This is a genomic window from Nocardia sp. NPDC046473, assembly GCF_040645995.1.
Classification (GTDB): domain Bacteria; phylum Actinomycetota; class Actinomycetes; order Mycobacteriales; family Mycobacteriaceae; genus Nocardia.
The window spans coordinates 320466-340360 of the sequence record NZ_JBEYZJ010000004.1; the positions used below are offsets into that span (position 1 = coordinate 320466).

General features: G+C 62.5%; 1 protein-coding gene (only partly in view). It reads left to right on the top strand.

Features of this window, described 5'->3' with window-relative positions; genetic code table 11:
• Window positions 1–19895, top strand: the beginning of a protein-coding gene (locus ABZ942_RS15940; RefSeq protein ID WP_357382458.1) for a C2 family cysteine protease. 42112 nt of this gene lie beyond the right edge of the window; only the first 19895 of its 62007 coding nucleotides appear in the window; the start codon lies at window positions 1–3; its stop codon lies off the right edge, out of view.

The following is a 19895-nucleotide window of genomic DNA, read 5'->3' on the forward strand; positions in this document are numbered from 1 at the left end:
ATGAGCATCGACATGCCCGAGGAGCTGCGATGGCTCAGTTACCTGTCGGGTGCCGCGTGGCCGGAAGGCGACGAGGACAAGATGTTCGCGCTCGCCGAAGACTACAAAACGGCGGCGGACGGTCTGGAAGCGCTGCTCGACCAGCTGCACACCGCGTGTGACACCGCGACCGCCAGCTATTCCGGCGACGGCGACGACAAGATGAAAAAGCAGTTCGCCATGTTCTTCACCGGCGACCAGTCGATCCCGAAGCTCGTCCAGTCGCTCAGAGGGATGGGTAAATCGGCGCACGAGATGGGCGCCGAGATCGAGCACACCAAGCTGCAGGTCATCATCACGCTGGCGATCCTGGCCGCCGAGATCGCGTACGCCCTGACCACCCTGTTCGGCACGTTGATGGTGCCGGCCCTGGAGGCCGAAACCGCGGGCGTCATGGCGGGGATCAGCCGCGCGCTGCTCACTCGCATCGCGTCACACGGCAAGTGGATCGCGCGGCAGCCGATGTGGAAGCTGGCCGGGATCAGCGCCGGGACACAGGGCGGCCTCGGCCTCTTTACCGAGACCCTGATCGAGGGAATCCAAAAGAAAAAGGGGCATATCGACGGATTCGACCTGAAGCGGATATGGATCGCGGGAGCCGTCGGCGGGGCGTCCGGCGCGGTGGCGGCACCCGTCGGCGCGATCATCGGTAGGGGCCTCGGCAACTGGATCGGCAAAGAAAGCATGACCTGGTGGAAGTCCGCAGGCATCGCGATCGGCGCCGGTGTCCCCGGTGGCCTGGCCGGTGCCGGCGCGGGTTTCGTTGCCGGTGGTGCCCTCACCGGGGAGTGGGAGTTCGATCCGGCCATGCTCGCCGGCGCGGCGGGCGGCGGCATGCTCGGTGGTATACACGGCGCGCTCGGGCATACCAGGGGCGAGGCGATGCACGCCAAGGGTATTGGGGCGGACGTCGGCAAGATCGATCTGAAGATCTCCGACGGAAGTTCCAACCATTCGGTGCTGGAGAAGGACGGCGGGAATGGTCACGGGGGCGCGGGCGGCCATTCGGTGGATAACGCGGTCACGGAGAAACAGACCCGGTCGGCGTCGCACACGGCCGGCACCGAGAACGGCAACAATCGGTCCACCGGGCCGGGAACCGAAGTCACGGAGAAGAATTCGCGTTCCGGCCCGCCCTCGGTACAGGACAAGAACACCGCCTCGACTCGACCGGCTTCCGTACGCACCGGCAGCATCTCGGCAGCGAGCGTGCTGCGGCCGCGCGCGGGTTCGGTCGGCGGGACCGGCTTCGACGGATCGACATCGAAGGTTTCGGCGTCGTCGACACCGAACGGTACGTCGGCGGCATCGAACGGCAATGGCGTGCACCGGTCGTCCAGTGCGCCGCCGCCGGTCACCCGCGGGTTCGGTGCCAAGCCGGAACCGGCAGCAGGTTCGACGTCCCGGTCGCCCGAGGCATCGGGTTCGAAGGACTTCACTCGTAACGGTGGCGTGTCGAGGAATGGGGGTTCGATTGGGCCCGAGACGCATTCGTCGGTATCCCGGAACTCGGGCGAATTCACCCCGCCGGAATCGCACGCCCGAATTCCCGACGGGTCCGAGTCGCACAGCTCGACCAGCCACCTTCGCGACGGGTCCGAGTCACCCGCCTCGGCCAGGCACGAGCCGCCCAGTCAGGCGGAGCCACGGCCGTCGTCCAGGGCCTCGTCCACCGACAGCGTGGTGGACTCGCAGAGCCGGGGCCGGAGCACGGACGGAGTGTCGGGGAGCAGCAGCCGGACCAGCTCCGAATTCCCCTCTCGGTCAACCACATCGGAGGTCGAGCCGGTACGGGGCCGGTCGGGGGCGCCGATCACCTCGGCATCCGACGGCGGATCGCACACGCGGATCACTGCGGCGCACAACGAGTCCGGCCCGGCCGGGCCGCGGCCGGTAGTCGCCAGGGAAGACCAGTCACCGGCCGCGTCGCGAGCGGTGTCACCGGAGCGCGCCGTCGGCCCCGCGGCCGGAGCGCGGCCGGAAGGCCCGGCCGGGCACAGCGGGTCCGGCTCGGAAGCCGGGCAGATCCGCACCAACCGCAACTCGGGCGACGATGCCCGTACGCATCCGGAAAACGTTGTGCCGGAACGCAAAAACGGTCTGAGCCATAGCGAACCAGATGATCAGACGATTCGTCGGCCGAGAGCGCACCTGTCCGAGAACAATGATGGTCAGGCAGTTTCGGAGCAGCACCACAGCGCCCTCCAGCGCGACCACGATGCACAAGGCCAGGGGCGCACCGAGCCGCCCCCACCCGTGCGACCGGCGGCCAAAGAGCCGATGAACCCGCATGAGCTGAAGCTACGAGATCAGTTGCGGACCGAGGTCGCGGCCGGCGACCAGAATGTCATCGGCGCCAGGGAACGGCTGAACGCCGCGGTGAAAGAACTCGACAACAGCAGTCGAGCACTCGAATCTGTTCGGGCAGAAAAGGATCGGGCGCCGGACACCGTCGCGCATGCCGAATCGCGGCACGAGGCGGCGCGCACGGCGCACGACGCCGCGAAGGCCGAGCACGATGCGGCGGTACAGCATGCGGTGCAGGAGCGCTATGAGGAGTTGAAGGCCGAGTCGGAGGCCGGGATCAATGCGGTCAACGAGGATCGGCTGTTGATGCTAAAGGCCACCGACGCGCAAATGGATACTTCTGTCAAGAATCTGCGTAAGGAAATCGCTGATCTGAAGAACCTCAGAAGTATGCACGAAATGGAGAAAGCGCAGCTCGAGGTTCATCTGAATCATAGTCTTGACAAAAGAATCGAAACCTCAACGAATAAGGTCGCTGAAGCACGGAAAGCATTCGAGAACAGCAAGAAGGAGTACGAGGATGCCCGGTCGGGCAACGAGCCGCGGGCGGAATACCTGAAGCAGCTCAATCGTGAAGTCAAGCAGGGTCGAAAGAATCTGCGGGATCAACTGATCGAGCACGAGGCGCTGCTGACCGCCGCCAAAGATCGTCCCGAGGAGCTGGCCGCGGCGCGCAACGACCGTGCCGAGCTGGCCTCGGATCGACGCCGCAGGTGGGTGTTCAACAGGAGAGTCGAGCAGCGATCCGCTGTCTGGGAACGGGCGTTGAGCCGAGATGAGTCCGATGCCGGGTCGCGGGTAGCGGAGTTGGGTGCGGAACTGGCGGCGAGGGAAGCGGCGTATCCCGAGGTGGTCGCGAAGTTCAGGCGCGAGATGCATGAGGTGCTCGAGAAACGCTTTGCGGGGTTGGGGACGGCGAAGGTTGCGGATCGAGACGCCTACGAGGCGGGGCTCGCTGACCAGCGGGAGGCGATGAGCGCGGCGTCGAAGAAGGCTATGGAGATGGGGGACGCGGTGGTGAAGGCGGCGTTCGTGTACCGGGACGAGGTGTTGCGCCGGACCAAGGAGACGGATCCGGTGATCGGGCGGGGCGCGAGCGACGCCGAGGTGGATCGGATGGTGCGCAACGGTTCTCGCGCGGAGCAGGTGGCGGCGATGGCGGAGTGGATGACGCGCCATGATCCGAATCCGGATCCGGCGAAGCGGCGCACGCCGCGGGCGACGCAGATGCTGGCGTATGTGCTGACCGAATTCGGACCCGCGGATATGAAGGGCGGGGAGGGCAAGACGCTGGTGATGGTGATGTCGGGGTATCGCGATGCGATGAAGCATGGCGCGGAGACGATCCTGACCAGCAGCGAACCGCTGGTGCTCGACATGATGCACGAGGTACAGGGCTACCTGGGGACACACGAAGAACATCGTGCGGGCTTGAAGGATATGGGCGTGGATCTGGTGCAGCTGCGGGAGGACGAGCCGTTCCCGCAGTGGGCCTGGGATGCCAAGGAATCGGGCCGCAACCTGCTGATAGTGGGGACCAAGGAAGCGGTGCTGTTCATGGGGTTGCACGAAGCGAACTCGATGATCGAGGAGATCGGGCGGGCAGGTGCGCCTAAGGAGGTAGTGGCGGAGGTGAAGGAGTGGCTGCGCACCGAGCCACGTATTGATGACATAGCGGATCGGTTGAACGCGATGGCCGAGGAACAGAAGATCGCGCGGCGGTTCAAGCCGCTGCCGGAGGCGAAGGTCAATCTCGACGAGATCGATACCGCTTTCGACGGGGAGGTGCGCGCCAAGTTGTCCCCGGGTGCGGACGGGGACGCGCCACCGGCCACTGTGACGCATCTGAAGGACCTGTATGAGAAATTCCGTCTCGCGATGCTGGATCACCGATTGACCGACAAAGATTTCGGCAGGCCCGAGAATACCCGTGGTCTGTGGCATGCGCGGATGACCGAAGACGCGATCGACAAGCTGACGGCGGTGACCGGGGATCGGGGTTCGGTGCTCGCCGACGCGGAGCATTACACAAAATTCGCGAACGCGCGGTGGGGGCTGCAACGCGACACCGACTTCAACACCTCCCGCACACACGACAAAGTGATGCAGATGAACGCCTCGACCACCGACCGGTTGATGTGGGATTCGAACAAATCCACCGAAGTGCGGTTGGAGGGATTGGGGCAGCATCTCGACATCGTGCAGGGTGTGACGGTGCGGGGTAATCGCCCGGAGGATTCGCTGACGATGACGTTGAAGCAGTGGATCGGTAGCCGTTTCCTGCAGGATCCGACGGGTGTGTCGGGTACGGCGAAAGAAGTGGAAGGCGCCATGCACGAGACGTGGGGTGGCGCTCATGACAAGCGTGGTGATTATTTCGGGGTGCCGGAAGTCGAGCGGTTCTACGAATCGAATTTGTTCCAAGACAAGCCGTCACACTTCGAGAGTCGCGAGGCGAAGCTGGCCGGCATCGCGACCGATGCCGTCGATGTCGCGAAGATCTCGTTCACCGTGGCGGACGGCACGATTGTCGGTATCGAGCAAAAGGGTCAGCCGCAGTGGCGTATTCACCTCGACAACGCAGAGATCAGCGGCTCGAACGAGCGGCTGGTGGAGCGGGCGGTCGACAAGCCGGGCGGTGGCCGGATGGTCGAGGAGACCAGGATCGAGTTGAATCGCTGGCAGGACAAGGAATTGTCCGAGCGCGGAGTCGTCGATTGGGTCGACGCGATCGTCGAACGGCGCATGCAGCACTACGCGACCGAACACGGGTTAGCGATCAAGGAAGGGGTGCAACTCGAATACTCGGCGATCGATGCCCGCTGGTATGAGAAGGCAGGCGGCGGCGACGCTGCCGAGAACGCGGCAAACGCACTGATCGAGAAGTTCGGTAAGCCGGGCAGTTTGATGTTCATCAACAAGTCGGGCGCGCGCGGGACGGACCCGAAGCCGACCGCGGAGTCGAAGGCACTCGGCGGCGTATTGACCGGAGTCAGTGGCGGCCCGGCCTTTTCGCCGCGGGTGTTGTTGCAGGCGATCTGGCGCTCGGCCCGTGGTGGGTCGGGTGAAGATCGTCAGACCGGCGGTACACCCGGTTCGGCGAAGGTATACACCTCCATCGAGGACTTCCGGACCACGATCGCGGACGCACAGGCCACCCGCGAGATCACTCAGTACATGAAAGCGAAGGACGAACAAGAGCGCGCTGTCACCGAGTACAACGCCGATCCCTCTGCGGCGGGCAAACAAGAAGCCCTCAACAAGGCCAACGAGCGGGTCACAGAGGCCGTGCGCGTGCTGGAGGAGGAGACAACGCCGCGGCTGCAACAGCACGCGGAAGAACAACTGCTCGCCCCACACCTCGGGCCCAAAGACGCAGCAACCGCACTGCGACATGCGATGGCAGACCAACTGCAGTCGTCCGAGCATCCTGGGACCTACCGAGCCAATGCGCCTCCGGTGCTTGTTCCTGCCCCGGGCCAACTGCCCGCCACTCCCCTGGCCCCGCCGGGGATGGACTTCACGACGCCGCCGCCCGCGGCACAGCTGCCCGAACAGGAGACACCTACTCCGGGGCACCACGATGCCGACACTTACGACGACACCGCCACCGACACCGATACGCACAGCGACACCACCCACCACGACACCGACACCGACACCGACGACACCGACGCTTACAGCGACACCGACACGCACGACGACGCTCACAAGGTGCCACCGGCCCAGGTGATGCCACCTCCGGCGCAGGAGCTCACCAGCACTCGGAACGATGGCAACTCTGCGATAACCGCTCGACGTTCGCCGCCGAATACGTCGACCTTCGACGGTTCAGCAGATTCATTGTCGCGCAACGGATCCGGTACGTTCGATCGATCCGGGGCGTCCGGGCAATCGGTGTTCGAGCCGCAGGTTGGTAAGACTGATCTCTTTGCTCATCTGGACGGTTTCTTCGACGCCGCCGACGCCTATTCGGCCGCACATCCGAATGCCCTGGATCCGGCGGTCCGGGATTCCGTTGTCCGGCACGACGGCTTCCAGCACGTGGCCGGGTCATTGGATGGTGCCGGTCTCGGTGCGGTCGCGCACACCGACGACGAGCTACGCCTCAGCCTCGGCCCCGAAAGCGACTACATTCCGGCGGAGGACCGCATCCGGGTCTTCCAGGATCCGACAGAATTCCTCGGATATCTCGATCCGAGCGCCGGTGAAACGGGCGGCGGATTCCTCGCCCATTCCGGCACCGAGATCAAGATCGAGGACACCCACGGAACACTGCGGGCCGTCGTCACCGGCCCCGACGAGCTCACCCCGCAATATCGCAGCAACGACAACCCTGGTCTCCCCCGCAACGAACCTGCCTTGCACGGCACCGAAATCCGCGCCTTCCTCGACAATCACATCCATAACCAAGGCCGCACTGTCACCAGTACAACCCTGCTCCTGCCCCCGGCAGACTCCTCCGGATCCACCTCCCTCGCCGATCTCACCCACCAGCTCGACCACAACACCCTGCTCGTCGGTACCCGAATCGACCTGTCCGACGGCACAACCGCCACTCTCCACACCAACGGCAAGCTCGGACTCCACACCCCGACCGGGCCGGAAACCCGCAACCCGAGTCAATTCCTCACCCACCTCCACACCCTCGGAGCCCCCGGCGTCACCCTCCACCCGCCTACCCCCACCCAGTGGAGCGACGGCCACGCAGAACCGCTCGCCGCCTTCGCCGAGGCTCTCGGGCTCGACCTCCAGCAACTCCGCAACGGCCTCGCGAAATACCTCGACGACCACCGCGCCTATTACCTCCACGGCATCACCACTCCCGACAACCTCGCCGCCACCGAACCTGCCCACGCACTCGACAACGAAATCACTGCAGTACGCGACGGGCGGACCACCGACTATCGCTCGTCCACCCACCCCGGCCTGCCTTTCCGCCTCGCGGCCGCAGCCGACTACACCAATACCAACCTCGGCTACCCCAACCCCGATGGCACCCGGCGCACCCTGATCATCGACCCCAGCCCCGGCCGAGAAATCCATCACTTCCGGCAAGACCCCGACAACCACACCTACCAATACGCGACCACACCCTCGCACGACATCCCGACGATCCCCGGCAACCCGCTCGTGCCCGAACAGAAAACCGTCCTCCAACACGTCGTGAAGGGCCACACGAACCGCCAGATCGTCGAACACCTGGGCATCACCTTCAAAAAGCTCGAACTGATCCTCATCACAGCGGCCCACGACCTCAACCTCCCCCGCATCCGCCTATCCAGCCCTTTCATTCAGCGCGCCGAAATCGGCAACGCCGCTTACCGGCAAAATAAGCTCGATCGTTATGTCATCAACAATCTCCCCAGCCTCCCGCTCTCCAGAGTCAGTGCGAGCAGACAGCCGTGGCATCTGGAGAACGACATAATTCATTACTTCGCGGCAGGCTTCCACACAAATGAAGATATTGCCCGCCACCGCCAACGAAAAAACAAAGAGACCGGCACCACTCCGACGCAGATCGATAACTCATTAAGAGGTATATACGAAATATTCGATATCGATACCGGTCTTGGCCCCAAGGGTGGCATGGCCGATCGGATCGAAAATCGTGCGGAGATCGTGGCCCTCGCCCACGACTGGGGCGTGCTCGATCAGAAAATCATCGAAGACCTCGCAGCAGACGCTCCCGGCCCCAAGCGGTCCCAGGGGAGCAAGGTGCTCCAGTGCTTTGTGGCGAACCTCATCGAGACCCGGGACATCTTGGCCCGCTTGAAGATCACCGAACCTACCCTTACGGAAAAGGCGTTGGGCAGGGGAAGGGACCGCCTGTTCGAGCGCCTCGAGATCAAGCGCAGGGGCCGGTCCGCCGCCGTAAATGCGCAGAGCGCGATTGACGACGCCCACATGCGGGTCAGACAGGGTGACCTCGACGAGGATATTTTCATCGCACTCACAACACCACTGCCCGAACAATCCGGTCCACCGGCGACCGACGGCAGCGGTTCATACCACGCTCCCGACAATCCGGCAGGACTCGGATTCACCCACGGCGAGACCGCCACGAATCGCAGCAACGACTGCGTGCGACTAGCACTGATCGAACTCGTCGATGACGAAGACACCACAAACACCGACACCACAGACCCTGTCGTCACCATCCCCACCGAACCCGCCGACCTCACCGGACGCACCCGCTCCGAACTGGAAACCCATGCCGCCGCCCTACTACAACCGGTCCGCAATCACACCGAAATCCACGACCGACTCCGCACACTCGGACACGGACACAAAGCACTCGTCGTCGACAACTACAAATACCGCGGTCGTCGCCCAAACCGCCACGGCATCGGCGGCCACGTCTACGTCATGCGAAACGTCAACGGCACCATCATGATCAAAGACCGAGCACTACGCCGCGACCACCCATTCCCACCCCAACCACCACACGAACTCGCCTACACCCGCGCCATCTACTACACCCCCAAAACCCGCCCCATCCCAACCACCCGCCCCACCACACGCCCAATCCGCAAACCACAACCACGCCTCGGCATCGAACACGACGACACCGACCTCGAACCATTCATCCCGAACCACGACCCCGCAAACCAAGGCCACATCGTCAACAGCGTCCGCGTATTCGACACCGACGCCGCAGGAGCTAGCTTCGGTTTCCACCAACTACGCAACTGGGACGACCTTTCGGAGAATCAGCATCAGTCATTCTTCGCCTACGAAGAATCAGTCATCGTCAACTTCGCACTGCGGTTCTATCCAGGACGAAACGCACGCGCCGGCTGGCTGACCCGAATCGAACAGAACGCCGCACTCGAAAACGTAGTCGCTTACACCAACGGTCCCGAAGCAGACCTCACAACACTCAACAACCGCTTCTACACACTGCAAAACCAAAACAGCCACACCCCTCTCGAAACACAAGAAATGCAGGTCCTCAACAGCATCCTGATCAACCAGGACCCCGCCGCACTATGGGAACAAATCCAAATCGACGGCCGCGACCACCGAACACTCGGATACCTATCCCAAGAATATTTCCAAGGCCGATACACACCCGGCCAACTCCTCGAACGACTCATCGAAGACCTCCACACCGCCACCCGACACCGGCTACCACTGACCGAACCCGTCCGCGTCCTGCGAGCACTCGAAGACATCGACTTCCTGCTCGACCGAAACGGCCACCCACTCGACGGACGCACCGACCTCAACGCACTACTCCGCGCACCCCAAACCGACCTCGGCCACATGTCCACCTCACTGACCGCGGAAACAGTCGACCTCTACGGTGAACATCCCTACCTACTGGTCCTCGCGATCATGCCCAACACGCGCGGAACCTACATCGGCCACGACACCGCCCTCCCCTGGCAAAACGAACTCGTCCTCGCACGCGACACCAACTTCGTAATCACCGGATATGACCACACCGCCGGCATCACCAGACTATTCGGCCACACCACACCCGCCGAACCACGCCTCGGCCTCGAACAAGACGACACCGATCTCGAACCATTCATCCCCAACCGCGACCCCACAAACCAAGGCCACATCGTCAACAACGTCCGCGTATTCGACACCGACGAGGCCGGTGCCACCTATGGCTTTTATCAGCTACGCCGATGGGATGAGCTCTCGGGCGAACTGCAGAACGTATTGCACGCATACGAGGACACACAGCTCGCCAGCGACGTACTACGCCAGTTCTCGGCGGAACAGTTCGTCCAATGGTCCGATCGGGCCCGGCGGCACGCAGCGATCGAGGAACTGGTGACCGGAGCACATGACGTGTACCCGGCCATCGACGATCTCGCGAATCGCCGGATCGCGCTGAGCACCAGGCCTTATCTCACCGAGCACGAACGCCGAGAGCTGCAGGCGCTGAACAATATTTTGAACAGCGACCAGCCGGATTCCTACTGGGCGGAAATCGAGATCAATGCCGGGAGCTACCGGGTAAACGACGAGCACTGTCAGGAGTTCTTCCAAGTTCCGTTCGAGGCCGGGGTAATTTTCGGCGAAATCGCGTTGCTCGATCAGGCGACGGACCGGTTGTTGCCGCTGACTGAACCGATTCGCCTCGTGCGCTCACTCACCGACATCGATTTCCTCAACACCCTGGATGGCAGCACGTTGAGCGGACGGACGAATCTCGACCTGATAGTGAACGCCGACCAACTGGAAGTCGGCTTCCTGTCCACCTCACTCGCCGCCGAGGGCATCCACCGCAACCTCGACCATCACTTCCGTATAGAACTCGTAGTTCCACCCGGTACACGCGGAGTTTATATCGGCTCGGACGGCCACTATCCACACCAGAACGAGCTGGTATTAGCACGCAATACCAGTTACCGGATCACCGGGTACGACAGCTCGAATCCCAGGGTCACAGTCTTGTACGGCTACGTCGAGCTCGCCGCCGAGCCTCGCCTCGGCCTCGAAGAGCTCGACGAGGAAGTTGTCATCGCCCGCGGCCCCGACGACGTCCACATGACCGGTACCGGTGATGCCGTGCGGAACCGTCTTTCGGTTGTGGATGACACGGATCGTGTTGATGTGTTCGGTTGGGGGGTGTTCCGGGAGAAGTTTGCGGGGGTTGATTTTCCGGAGGGGACGAAGTTCGGGTTTACCGATGATCGTGGTCAGGTGTTGACGGAGTCGGCGGATCGCGATTCGGGGGAGAATTTGCCGGGGTTGGGTGCTGGGGGTGTCGTGCGAATCGTGCAGCCGGAGGTGGCTGCCGGGGTTGCTCGAGTGTGGGAGACCGGCCGGTTCTTATTTGCGTTGGGTGCGGATGTTTTCGCTGCGGAAACGCGGGTGTCGTGGCGGCCGGGGGTCGGCGAACGGCTGGTGTCGGCCACGTTGCGGGACGACGGTGACTTCGATGTCGAAGAGGACGGCGTGGGGTCGTTGGTATTACCGGCCGCGGGGTTGAAGACGCGTTTGCGTGATGTGGGAGCGGTGGGAGTTGTTGCTGAGCAACGGCAGCCGCCCGCTGTTCGGCAACCAACGCCGACGCAGTTGCAGGTATTCGAGCTGACTGTGCAGGGCAAACCCGCACCGGAGATCGCTGAGATCCTCGGAATCGCTGCGGACGAGGTCGGTAAGCAATTCGCGGGCGCGCTGAACAGATTGAAATTACGGGGTGCCGCCCGTCGCGATCGGTTTATTGTGGCCCAGCTGGGCCGGCGGCATGGGTGGCTGCGTCCGGATCCGGTGCCCGGCGATGTCGATTTCATGTATTTCGGACGGAATCCGGAGTCCGATGAGGTCGTGGCGTTCACGTCTGATGAGGTTGCTCTGGTTTCCATAATCGCACGGCGCAAGCCTGATATGCAGAGCAAACAATACGAGGATATTGTCGAGGAGCTCCACGCGGCCGGAGCTGCTCCCGTCCGCGACCGACCAGGGCTGTCTCGGCGTATTGGCGCGGTGCGCAAGAAGCTAGATTTGTTGCGCGCTCATGGCAACTATCTGGATGTAGTGCGGGCGGCCCGTGAGTGGGGTTTGCTGGCGCGAGAGCCGCAGCCAGGTGACCTGGATCACGATTCGGGTGTGTCGTTGACGGGCGATCAACAAAAGGTGCTTTCCGCGCTGATGCGGCGCAATGCGAATATGGAGCGCAAGACCCATAAGGAGATAGCTGAGGAGCTCCAAACAGCGGAACTCCGCGACACTGGACGATCCAGTATTTATGAGGGCGTTGTCAAACATCGGATCGAGGCGTTATACGACAAGTTGGATCTGGTAGGTGCTGATCGCAATCCTGCAACTGCGGTGCGAGTAGCCCGTGAGCGTAGGCGTCTGCCTCCGATGCCAGCGCCTGGCGACCTCGATTATGAGTATCGTGCGATCAACCCGGACACCGGGGCTCCTGAATCATTTATGGATGATGAATTGAGTGTGATCCGCCGGCTTGCGCGGGGAGAATCCGTCGACGAAGTACAACATGCTCTCGGAATTTGGCGAGTAACCGCCATTTTTGATCGGTTCGGATTGCGGGATGATCAGGATGCCGCGGAGCTGGCTCGGGTAGCGCAGGAGTGGGGGTTGCCGGCGCCCGCAGCGCAGGGGCGTGGTTCGAGCCTCGGCCCCGAACACGACAACGCCCGTGAGCGCACCTCGAGCCCCGAGGATGACGACTCCTATCAGCCTGGTGGTGACGGCACCGTAGATACTCCCAGTAGTGCCGGTGGTGTGTCCAGTCCCGGGCGAGCTCCGTCATCTCGTGAAGACCCGCCACCGGCCAAACGCCGGCGGGCGGATCCCGATACGGACGGATCGGGCCAGGCAGTTGCCGGTCCCTCGGGCAGTCGCGACCAGGTCCGTCAGCCCGCAGCACACCCGCCCCTCGTCGTCCGCACCCCTGCACGACGCCCTGTCAGGCTTATCGGCTCTCAGTCGCAAGCGTGGCTATATGCGGCTGCCGGTTACGACGGTCCACGTGCCGCGCGCGCTCTCCGGGCGCAGGGTATCGAGGTGGAGCCCGGCACGCTGAGCGAGCGCCTCCAGCCGATATATCCGCAACTCGGGGTGCGTAGCTTTGCTGCCGCTTTGGCGAAGGCGGATGAGTTCGGGCTTCCGAATCGGCAGGAAGCTTTGCGGCGAGTACCGCACCCGTCACAATATTTGACGGACTATGAGAAGACTGTCCTTCCCTACGTCATGGCGGGTTACAGCTTCACCCAGATTGTCGAAGAGCTCGGTAAGCGCACCGAAATCGCGGACAAAAATGCGGAAATCGCATCGGTGCGGAGAACTGCGGGAGGACTGTATCGAGTATTCGGCGTGGCGTCGACTGGAGGTCGAGAGCACGCTGTCCGGGCTTTGCAGGAGGCCGTAGCAGAGCACCCGACACTGGTTCACACACTGCAAATCGTGCCCCCAAAACCCACGACCGGGGCCTTCATAGACTCCCAGAAGGAAGTCTGGACCTACACCGCTGCCGGTTATGAGAACTGGCGAACGGCGCTCGCCCTCTCCATGCACGATCACCGGGTATCCGCAAGCACCATATATATGCGCCTCCGGCGGGTGTATCAGAAACTTGGTGTCGATGATCTGACTGCGGCTTTGTCGGCGGCGGGTGAGTTCGGGCTGCCGAATCGCGAGCAGGCTCGAGCGCTGGTTCCGCCTCCGTCGCGGTACCTGTCGGACGACGAGAAGACAATCCTCTCCAGCGAAATCGATAACCTCGACCATGTCGAGATCGGAGTAGCTATCGGCAAACACGCTGATGCTGTGCCCGGGATTTTGGAAAGACTGTTCGAGATATATGGCGTGGATCTCGATAACGAGGATCTGTCGGGTTCGGTTCGGGTTCTGAAGTTCACTGCGCAGATACAGAGTGAGGATCTGGACTTTGCGCAGTCGATGGACATCGATGTGTTGTCGGCGTTGTCCGTTCCGTCGTGGGTGTATTTGTCGACGGGCGAGCGGCTGGTACTCGAGTACAAGGCCGCGGGGGCCGACTTCGGGACGATCGAGGACGCGTTGGAGCTTGGTCCGGGTGAGCTGGATCATTATCTGCGGAGTGTGTGGGAGAAGTCCGGTTCGGCAGCCATGGATGAACCGGATTTTGATGCAGCCGGACGAGAGGAAGATATTCAGGAGGCGGTGGCTGGACTCGTTCCGGCGTTGTCCAGGCAGGGCCGTCTGGATAACGCCAGGATCCAGGAACTGCGCAGCCTCTGGACAGGAGACGGTTCGTCGACGGCCGCGGCAGTGGCAGAACCTCGTCCACCCGTACACGACTCCACCGCGTATCCGCCCGTCGGCACCACTCGCTCTGGGCTTTCCGAACTCCAGACGCAAGCGTGGCTATATGCTGCCGCCGGTTACGACGGTCCACGTGCCGCGCGCGCTCTCCGGGCGCAAGGTATCGAGGTGGCGCCCGGCACGCTGAGCAAGCGCCTCCAGCCGATATATCCGCAACTCGGGGTGCGTAACTTTGCTGCCGCTTTGACGAAGGCGGATGAGTTCGGGCTTCCGAATCGGGAGCAAGCTTTGCAACGAGTACCGCATCCATCGCAATACTTGACAGCCCGCGAGAAGACCGTCCTACCCTACGTCATCGCGGATTACGACTTCACCCAGATTGTCGAAGAGCTCGGTAAGCACACCGAAATCGCGGACAAAAATGCGGAAATCGCATCGGTGCGGAGAACTGTGGGAGGACTGAATCGAGTATTCGGCGTCCCGTCGACCGGGAGTCGAGAGAGCGCTGCCAGGGCTTTGAAAGAGGCCGTAGCAGAGCACCCGGCGCTGGTTCACACCCTAGAAGTCGTGCCACCCAAACCCACGACCGAACCCTTCATAGACTCCCAGAAGGAAGTTTGGACCTACGCCGCCGCCGGTTATGAGAACTGGCGAACGGCGCTCGCCCTCTCCGTGCACGATCACCGGGTATCCGCAGAAACGATACGTAAGCGCCTCCTGCCGGTGTATCAGAAACTTGGTGCTGTCGATCTGGCTGCGGCTTTGCTGGCGGCTGGCGAGTTCGGTCTTCCGAATCGCGAGCAGGCTCGAGCGCTGGTTCCACCTCGGTCGCGGTACCTGTCGGACAACGAGAAGAAAATCCTCGCCACCGATATCGACAACCTCGACTATGCCGAGATCGGAATAGTTATCGGCGATAACACTGATGCTGTGCCCGGGATTTTGGAAAGACTGTTCGAGATATATGGCGTGCATCTCGATAACGGGAATCTGTCAGGTTCGCTTCGGGTTCTGAAGCAGACTGCACGGGAGCGGGAGCAGCAGGAACAAGAGCGGGAGCAGGATGCGGAGCTCGAGGATTTAATAGATATCGACTTGTCGTCGACGCGACCTGTTCCGTCGTGGGTGTATTTGTCGACGGGCGAGCGGCTGATACTCGAGTACAAGGCCGCGGGGACCGACTTCGGGACGATCGAGGACGAGTTGAGGCTTGGTCCGGGTGAGCTGGATCGTTATCTGCGGAGTGTGTGGGTGAAGTCCGGTTCGGTAGCCATGGACGAACCTGATTTTGTTGCGAGCGGACGAGTGGAAAATTTCAGGGAGGCCGTAGCAGGGCTCGTTCCGGCGCTCCGTAGGCAGGGGCGTCTGGACAAGAACAGGATCAAGGCGCTGCGGAAACGCGGGACCGGGGACGGGTCGTCGGCCTGGCACGGGTCGGGCTTGCCTGCCGGTGCCGCGGCGACCGGCAGCAGTCAACACCCCACTGGCCCCGCACCGGCCGACTCCGAAGCCGGCATCGGCCACGCCACACTCCACCAGTCCACCACGCACCTCAACCAATGCGTCCCACGCAACCTCGCTCCCGTCCGCGACATCACCGGCAGCACCTACATCACCATCCCCGAATACACCGGCCCCGAAGGGCACCTGCTCTCCGCAACCAGAGCCTTCATCGGCACACCAGTCCACCCATACCCCAGCTACACCTACGTCGAAGACCTCCTGCACACCCACAAACCAGCCGTCGCCATCATCATCGGCACCTACAAATCCCCCATCGGCAAATACAACATCGGCGGCCACCTCCACTACGCCATCACCGACGAACACGGCAACCTCACGGTCGAAGACCGCAGCAAATCCGAACCCGAACTGGACACCATCTACGCAAGCCTCATCACCCTCGACGGCGGTCATCCCATACCGATCACCCCACTGAACAGCGAAAAACAAACCAGCACAACACATTCCGATCCCACGCAAACCGCCGAACCCGACGCCACCGAACCATCAGCAATACTCGACAACCAAAAATCCCTCGGCCTCGGCCCCGACACCATCGGCCTGCCTATCGGACTGCCCCCGCTGCAAATGCGAGTGCTCGAATACTATGCCGCAGCCGTCCATATGGGACGCGACTTCCCCAGGGGCTTCGTAATCAAACGCCTCCGAGAAAAAGGGTTCGATGGTACGGACAAATCGGTCGACGACGCGATCGGAAGGTTGTTCGACAAGTTCGATGTTCGGGCCGACCAGTCTTCGGCCGACAGGCGTGCGGCGGTCGTCGCCGTCGCCCGCAACAACCATCCGGGCACGATCAACGAAATTACCGTCGCCGCGCTCGTGGAAGAGCTGATCGCGTACGCGCCTATCGAGCTGCTGCCCCTGCAAATGCGAGTACTCGAATACTATGCCGCAGCCGTCCATATGGGACGCGACTTCCCCAGGGGCTTTATAGTCAAACGCCTCCGAGAAAAAGGGTTCGATGGTACGGACAAATCGGTAGACAAAGCGATCGAAAGATTGTTCGACACGCTCGACGTTCCGGCCCGGTCCGGCCAGTCCGCAGCCGCGAGGCGTGCGGCGGCCGTCGCCGTCGCTCGCACCGACCATCCGGGCACGATCAACGAGATTGCCGTCGCCACGCTCGTGGAAGAGCTGATCGCTTACGCGCCTATTGAGCTGCCGTCCCTGCCAATGCGAGTGCTCGAATATTATGCCGCAGCCGTCGATATCGGCCGCGACCTCGAGAGGGGCTCGCTGATCAGATACCTCCGGGAAGAGGAGTTCACCGGCACGGATAAATCGGTCGACAAAGCGATCGAAAGATTGTTCGACACGCTCGACGTTCCGGCCCGGGCCGACCAGTCCACAGCCGCGAGGCGTGCGGCGGCCGTCGCCGTCGCTCGCACCGACCATCCGGGCACGATCAACGAAATTGCCGTCGCCACGCTCGTGGAACAGCTGACCGGCATCGCCCTCCCACATGACGACACCCGGGCGGACGACCGCATCCGGGTCTTCAACGACCCCGACGAATTCCGCCGAGACCTCGGCCTGGAAATAGAACTAGCCGAGGATAGCGGCGAGGAATTCCTCAACTACCCACTCGGCACCCGTATCGATCTCCGTGAACGGCTCCAGCTCTTCGTCACCGGCCCCAACGCGATCACCCCCGTATACCGCAGTAACGACAACCTAATCACCTTCTACTGGCCCACTCGCTACGGCACCGGCATCCTCGACTTCCTCGATGCCCAAGATCGCGATACCACCACCGCAGCCGTCCACCGCCCCTCGGCGAACCCATCCGGGCGCGCCAGCCTTGCCGACCTCACCTACCGGCTCAGCCACAACACCCTGTTCACCGGCACCACACTGCAACTGTCCGACAACACCACCGCCACCGTCCGCGGTGACGGCAAACTCGAACTCCATCAGTCCGTCAATCCGACCGAATTCCTCGATCACGTCCGCAGCCTCGGCACCTCCGATGTCACGATCCACGAACCCACCCCCACCGACTGGAGCGGCGATTATGACGACCCGATCGCCGCTCTCGCCAGCACCGGCCTCGATCCTCCGCAGCTCCGCGAGGACCTCGCCAACTACCTCGACGCCTACCACAGCAATCACATCCACGGCATCACCACCGACGACATCGACACGATCCGCGATGAATCCGGCCGGAGTGAATTACCTGAGCGCGTCGCCATCGAACGAGCCGCCGCACTCGACAACGAAATCGCCGCACTCCGCGCGGGCGGCACCACCGGCTACCGCTCCACCACACATCCCAGGCTGCCCTTCCGCCTCGTCGCCACGGCCGACTACCTCAAAATCAACATCGTCGTCACCCATCTAGACGGCAGCCGGACCACCCTCACCGCCAATCCCGCCCCCGGGGCACCCGTCTACTACCTCCAGCAATACCCCGACAACCACACTTACCGATACGCGACCACACCCACCGGCGATATCTACACCACAACAATCCCGGGCAACCCACTGACGCCCCAACAGAAGGACGTCCTCCACCACATCATCAAGGGCCACAACAACCAGCAAATTGTTGAACAACTCCGTATCACCTACAAAAAGCTCGAACTGATACTGATCACAGCAGCCCACGACCTGAACCTCACCCCCGAGCAGAACCCCTTCATCCAACGCGACGAAATCGCCCGCACGGCCCACCGGCAAAACCACCTCGACCAGAATGCTATCGACGACCTTCCGCATCTCCGGTTCACCGGAACTCGCCCGAAAACGCCGTCGCCCCTTGAACTCGAAGTAATCCATTACGATGCCGCAGGCGATTACACATCCCGCAATATTGTGGAACACCGCATACGCACTGGAAAAACTACTGGTCTCACCACGGATTCCATAGACGGACGTCGACGTGACGTGCGCGCTAATTTCAATTTTATTCGCACGCTCGGAAATAGAGTGAATCCTGGTGAGAATCGTGCGGCGATCTCGGCCATTGCCCACGACTGGAAGCTGCTCGATCTGGATTCCATCAACAGACTTGCCCAAGAAGTACTCGATTCACCGTGGCCTCTAGAAAAGAAGATCCTCCAGTGCCTTGCCTCCGGCAAAACTAGCACTTCGGATATCCACGAATATTTGGAGAAAGCTGGATACAGTGTTACAAATCAGCGCTCGATAGTGGATCGGAAGAAGGTCGTACTCGACCGCATCGAGGGCTACCGCGCGGTCCACGAGCCGCTTCCCGCCGGAGAGGAGGCGGCGACGGCCGAGCGGGCGGCGCGAGCCGTCGCCCTTGCTCTTGAACTCGTCAGACAGGGCGAACTCGACAAGGATGTCTTCGTTGCGCTGACGACTCCGCTGCCTGAACTGCCTGCCGCGGTAATCGACCCCGCGATACCGGCAAGTCAACCGTGGGATGACCTAATGGATCTGGACGAACCGGCAGTTACCGGGGAGTCCGGGATCCACGACACCGGCACAACCAGCCAAGGCCCGCATTCCATCGCCCCGATCACCGACGGCAGCTACCTCACCGACCCCATCGCCGGACATCAATCCCTCGGGGGCGGCGCCACCCAGCACAACACCGGACCCGTACGCCGCTCACATATCAACGGCATCCCCGCACCCGAAGACGGGTTCTGGGAATCACAGCCCGGCGACGGCAACTGCATGTTCCACGCATTCACCCGCGTCCTCGGCATGGACGACGCCAACACACGCAACGACCCCGCGACACCAAACGTCCCCGACGCCCACTCGGACCTGCGCGCCCAAGCCGTAGAAGCCGCCTACCGCACCCGCACCACCACCCTGCACGACTACACCTCCCCCACCCCACCCGAACACTTCATGCCCGGCAACCCGCCCACCCACTTCGAACCTCACCTCGCCGAAGCCGACCGCCACAACGCCTACCAACAACACCGCACCACCACCTACCAACAACTCCGCGACGCCACCCCCGCCCAACTCGAAAACCTCCTCCTCGACGCCCAATACGCCGACCGCGCCGCCGAACTCCTCCTCCCCGAACTCGCCCGCACCCTCCAACTCAACCTCGACATCCACCACCCCGACGGCTCCACCCATCGCTTCCGCCACGGCACCCCCGGCACCCCCACGTACAGCTTCTTCCGCGACAACACCGGCGACGGCCACTACCACGTCGCCATCCACCCCAATGGCCAACCCATCACCAGCCCCACCGCCACACAACACACCACCCAACCCACCAACCCACTCCGCGGCGGCGCCGAACAACCGACCGGACAGCAAGCCGCGCCGCGACCAGCGACGACCTATCCCGGTCC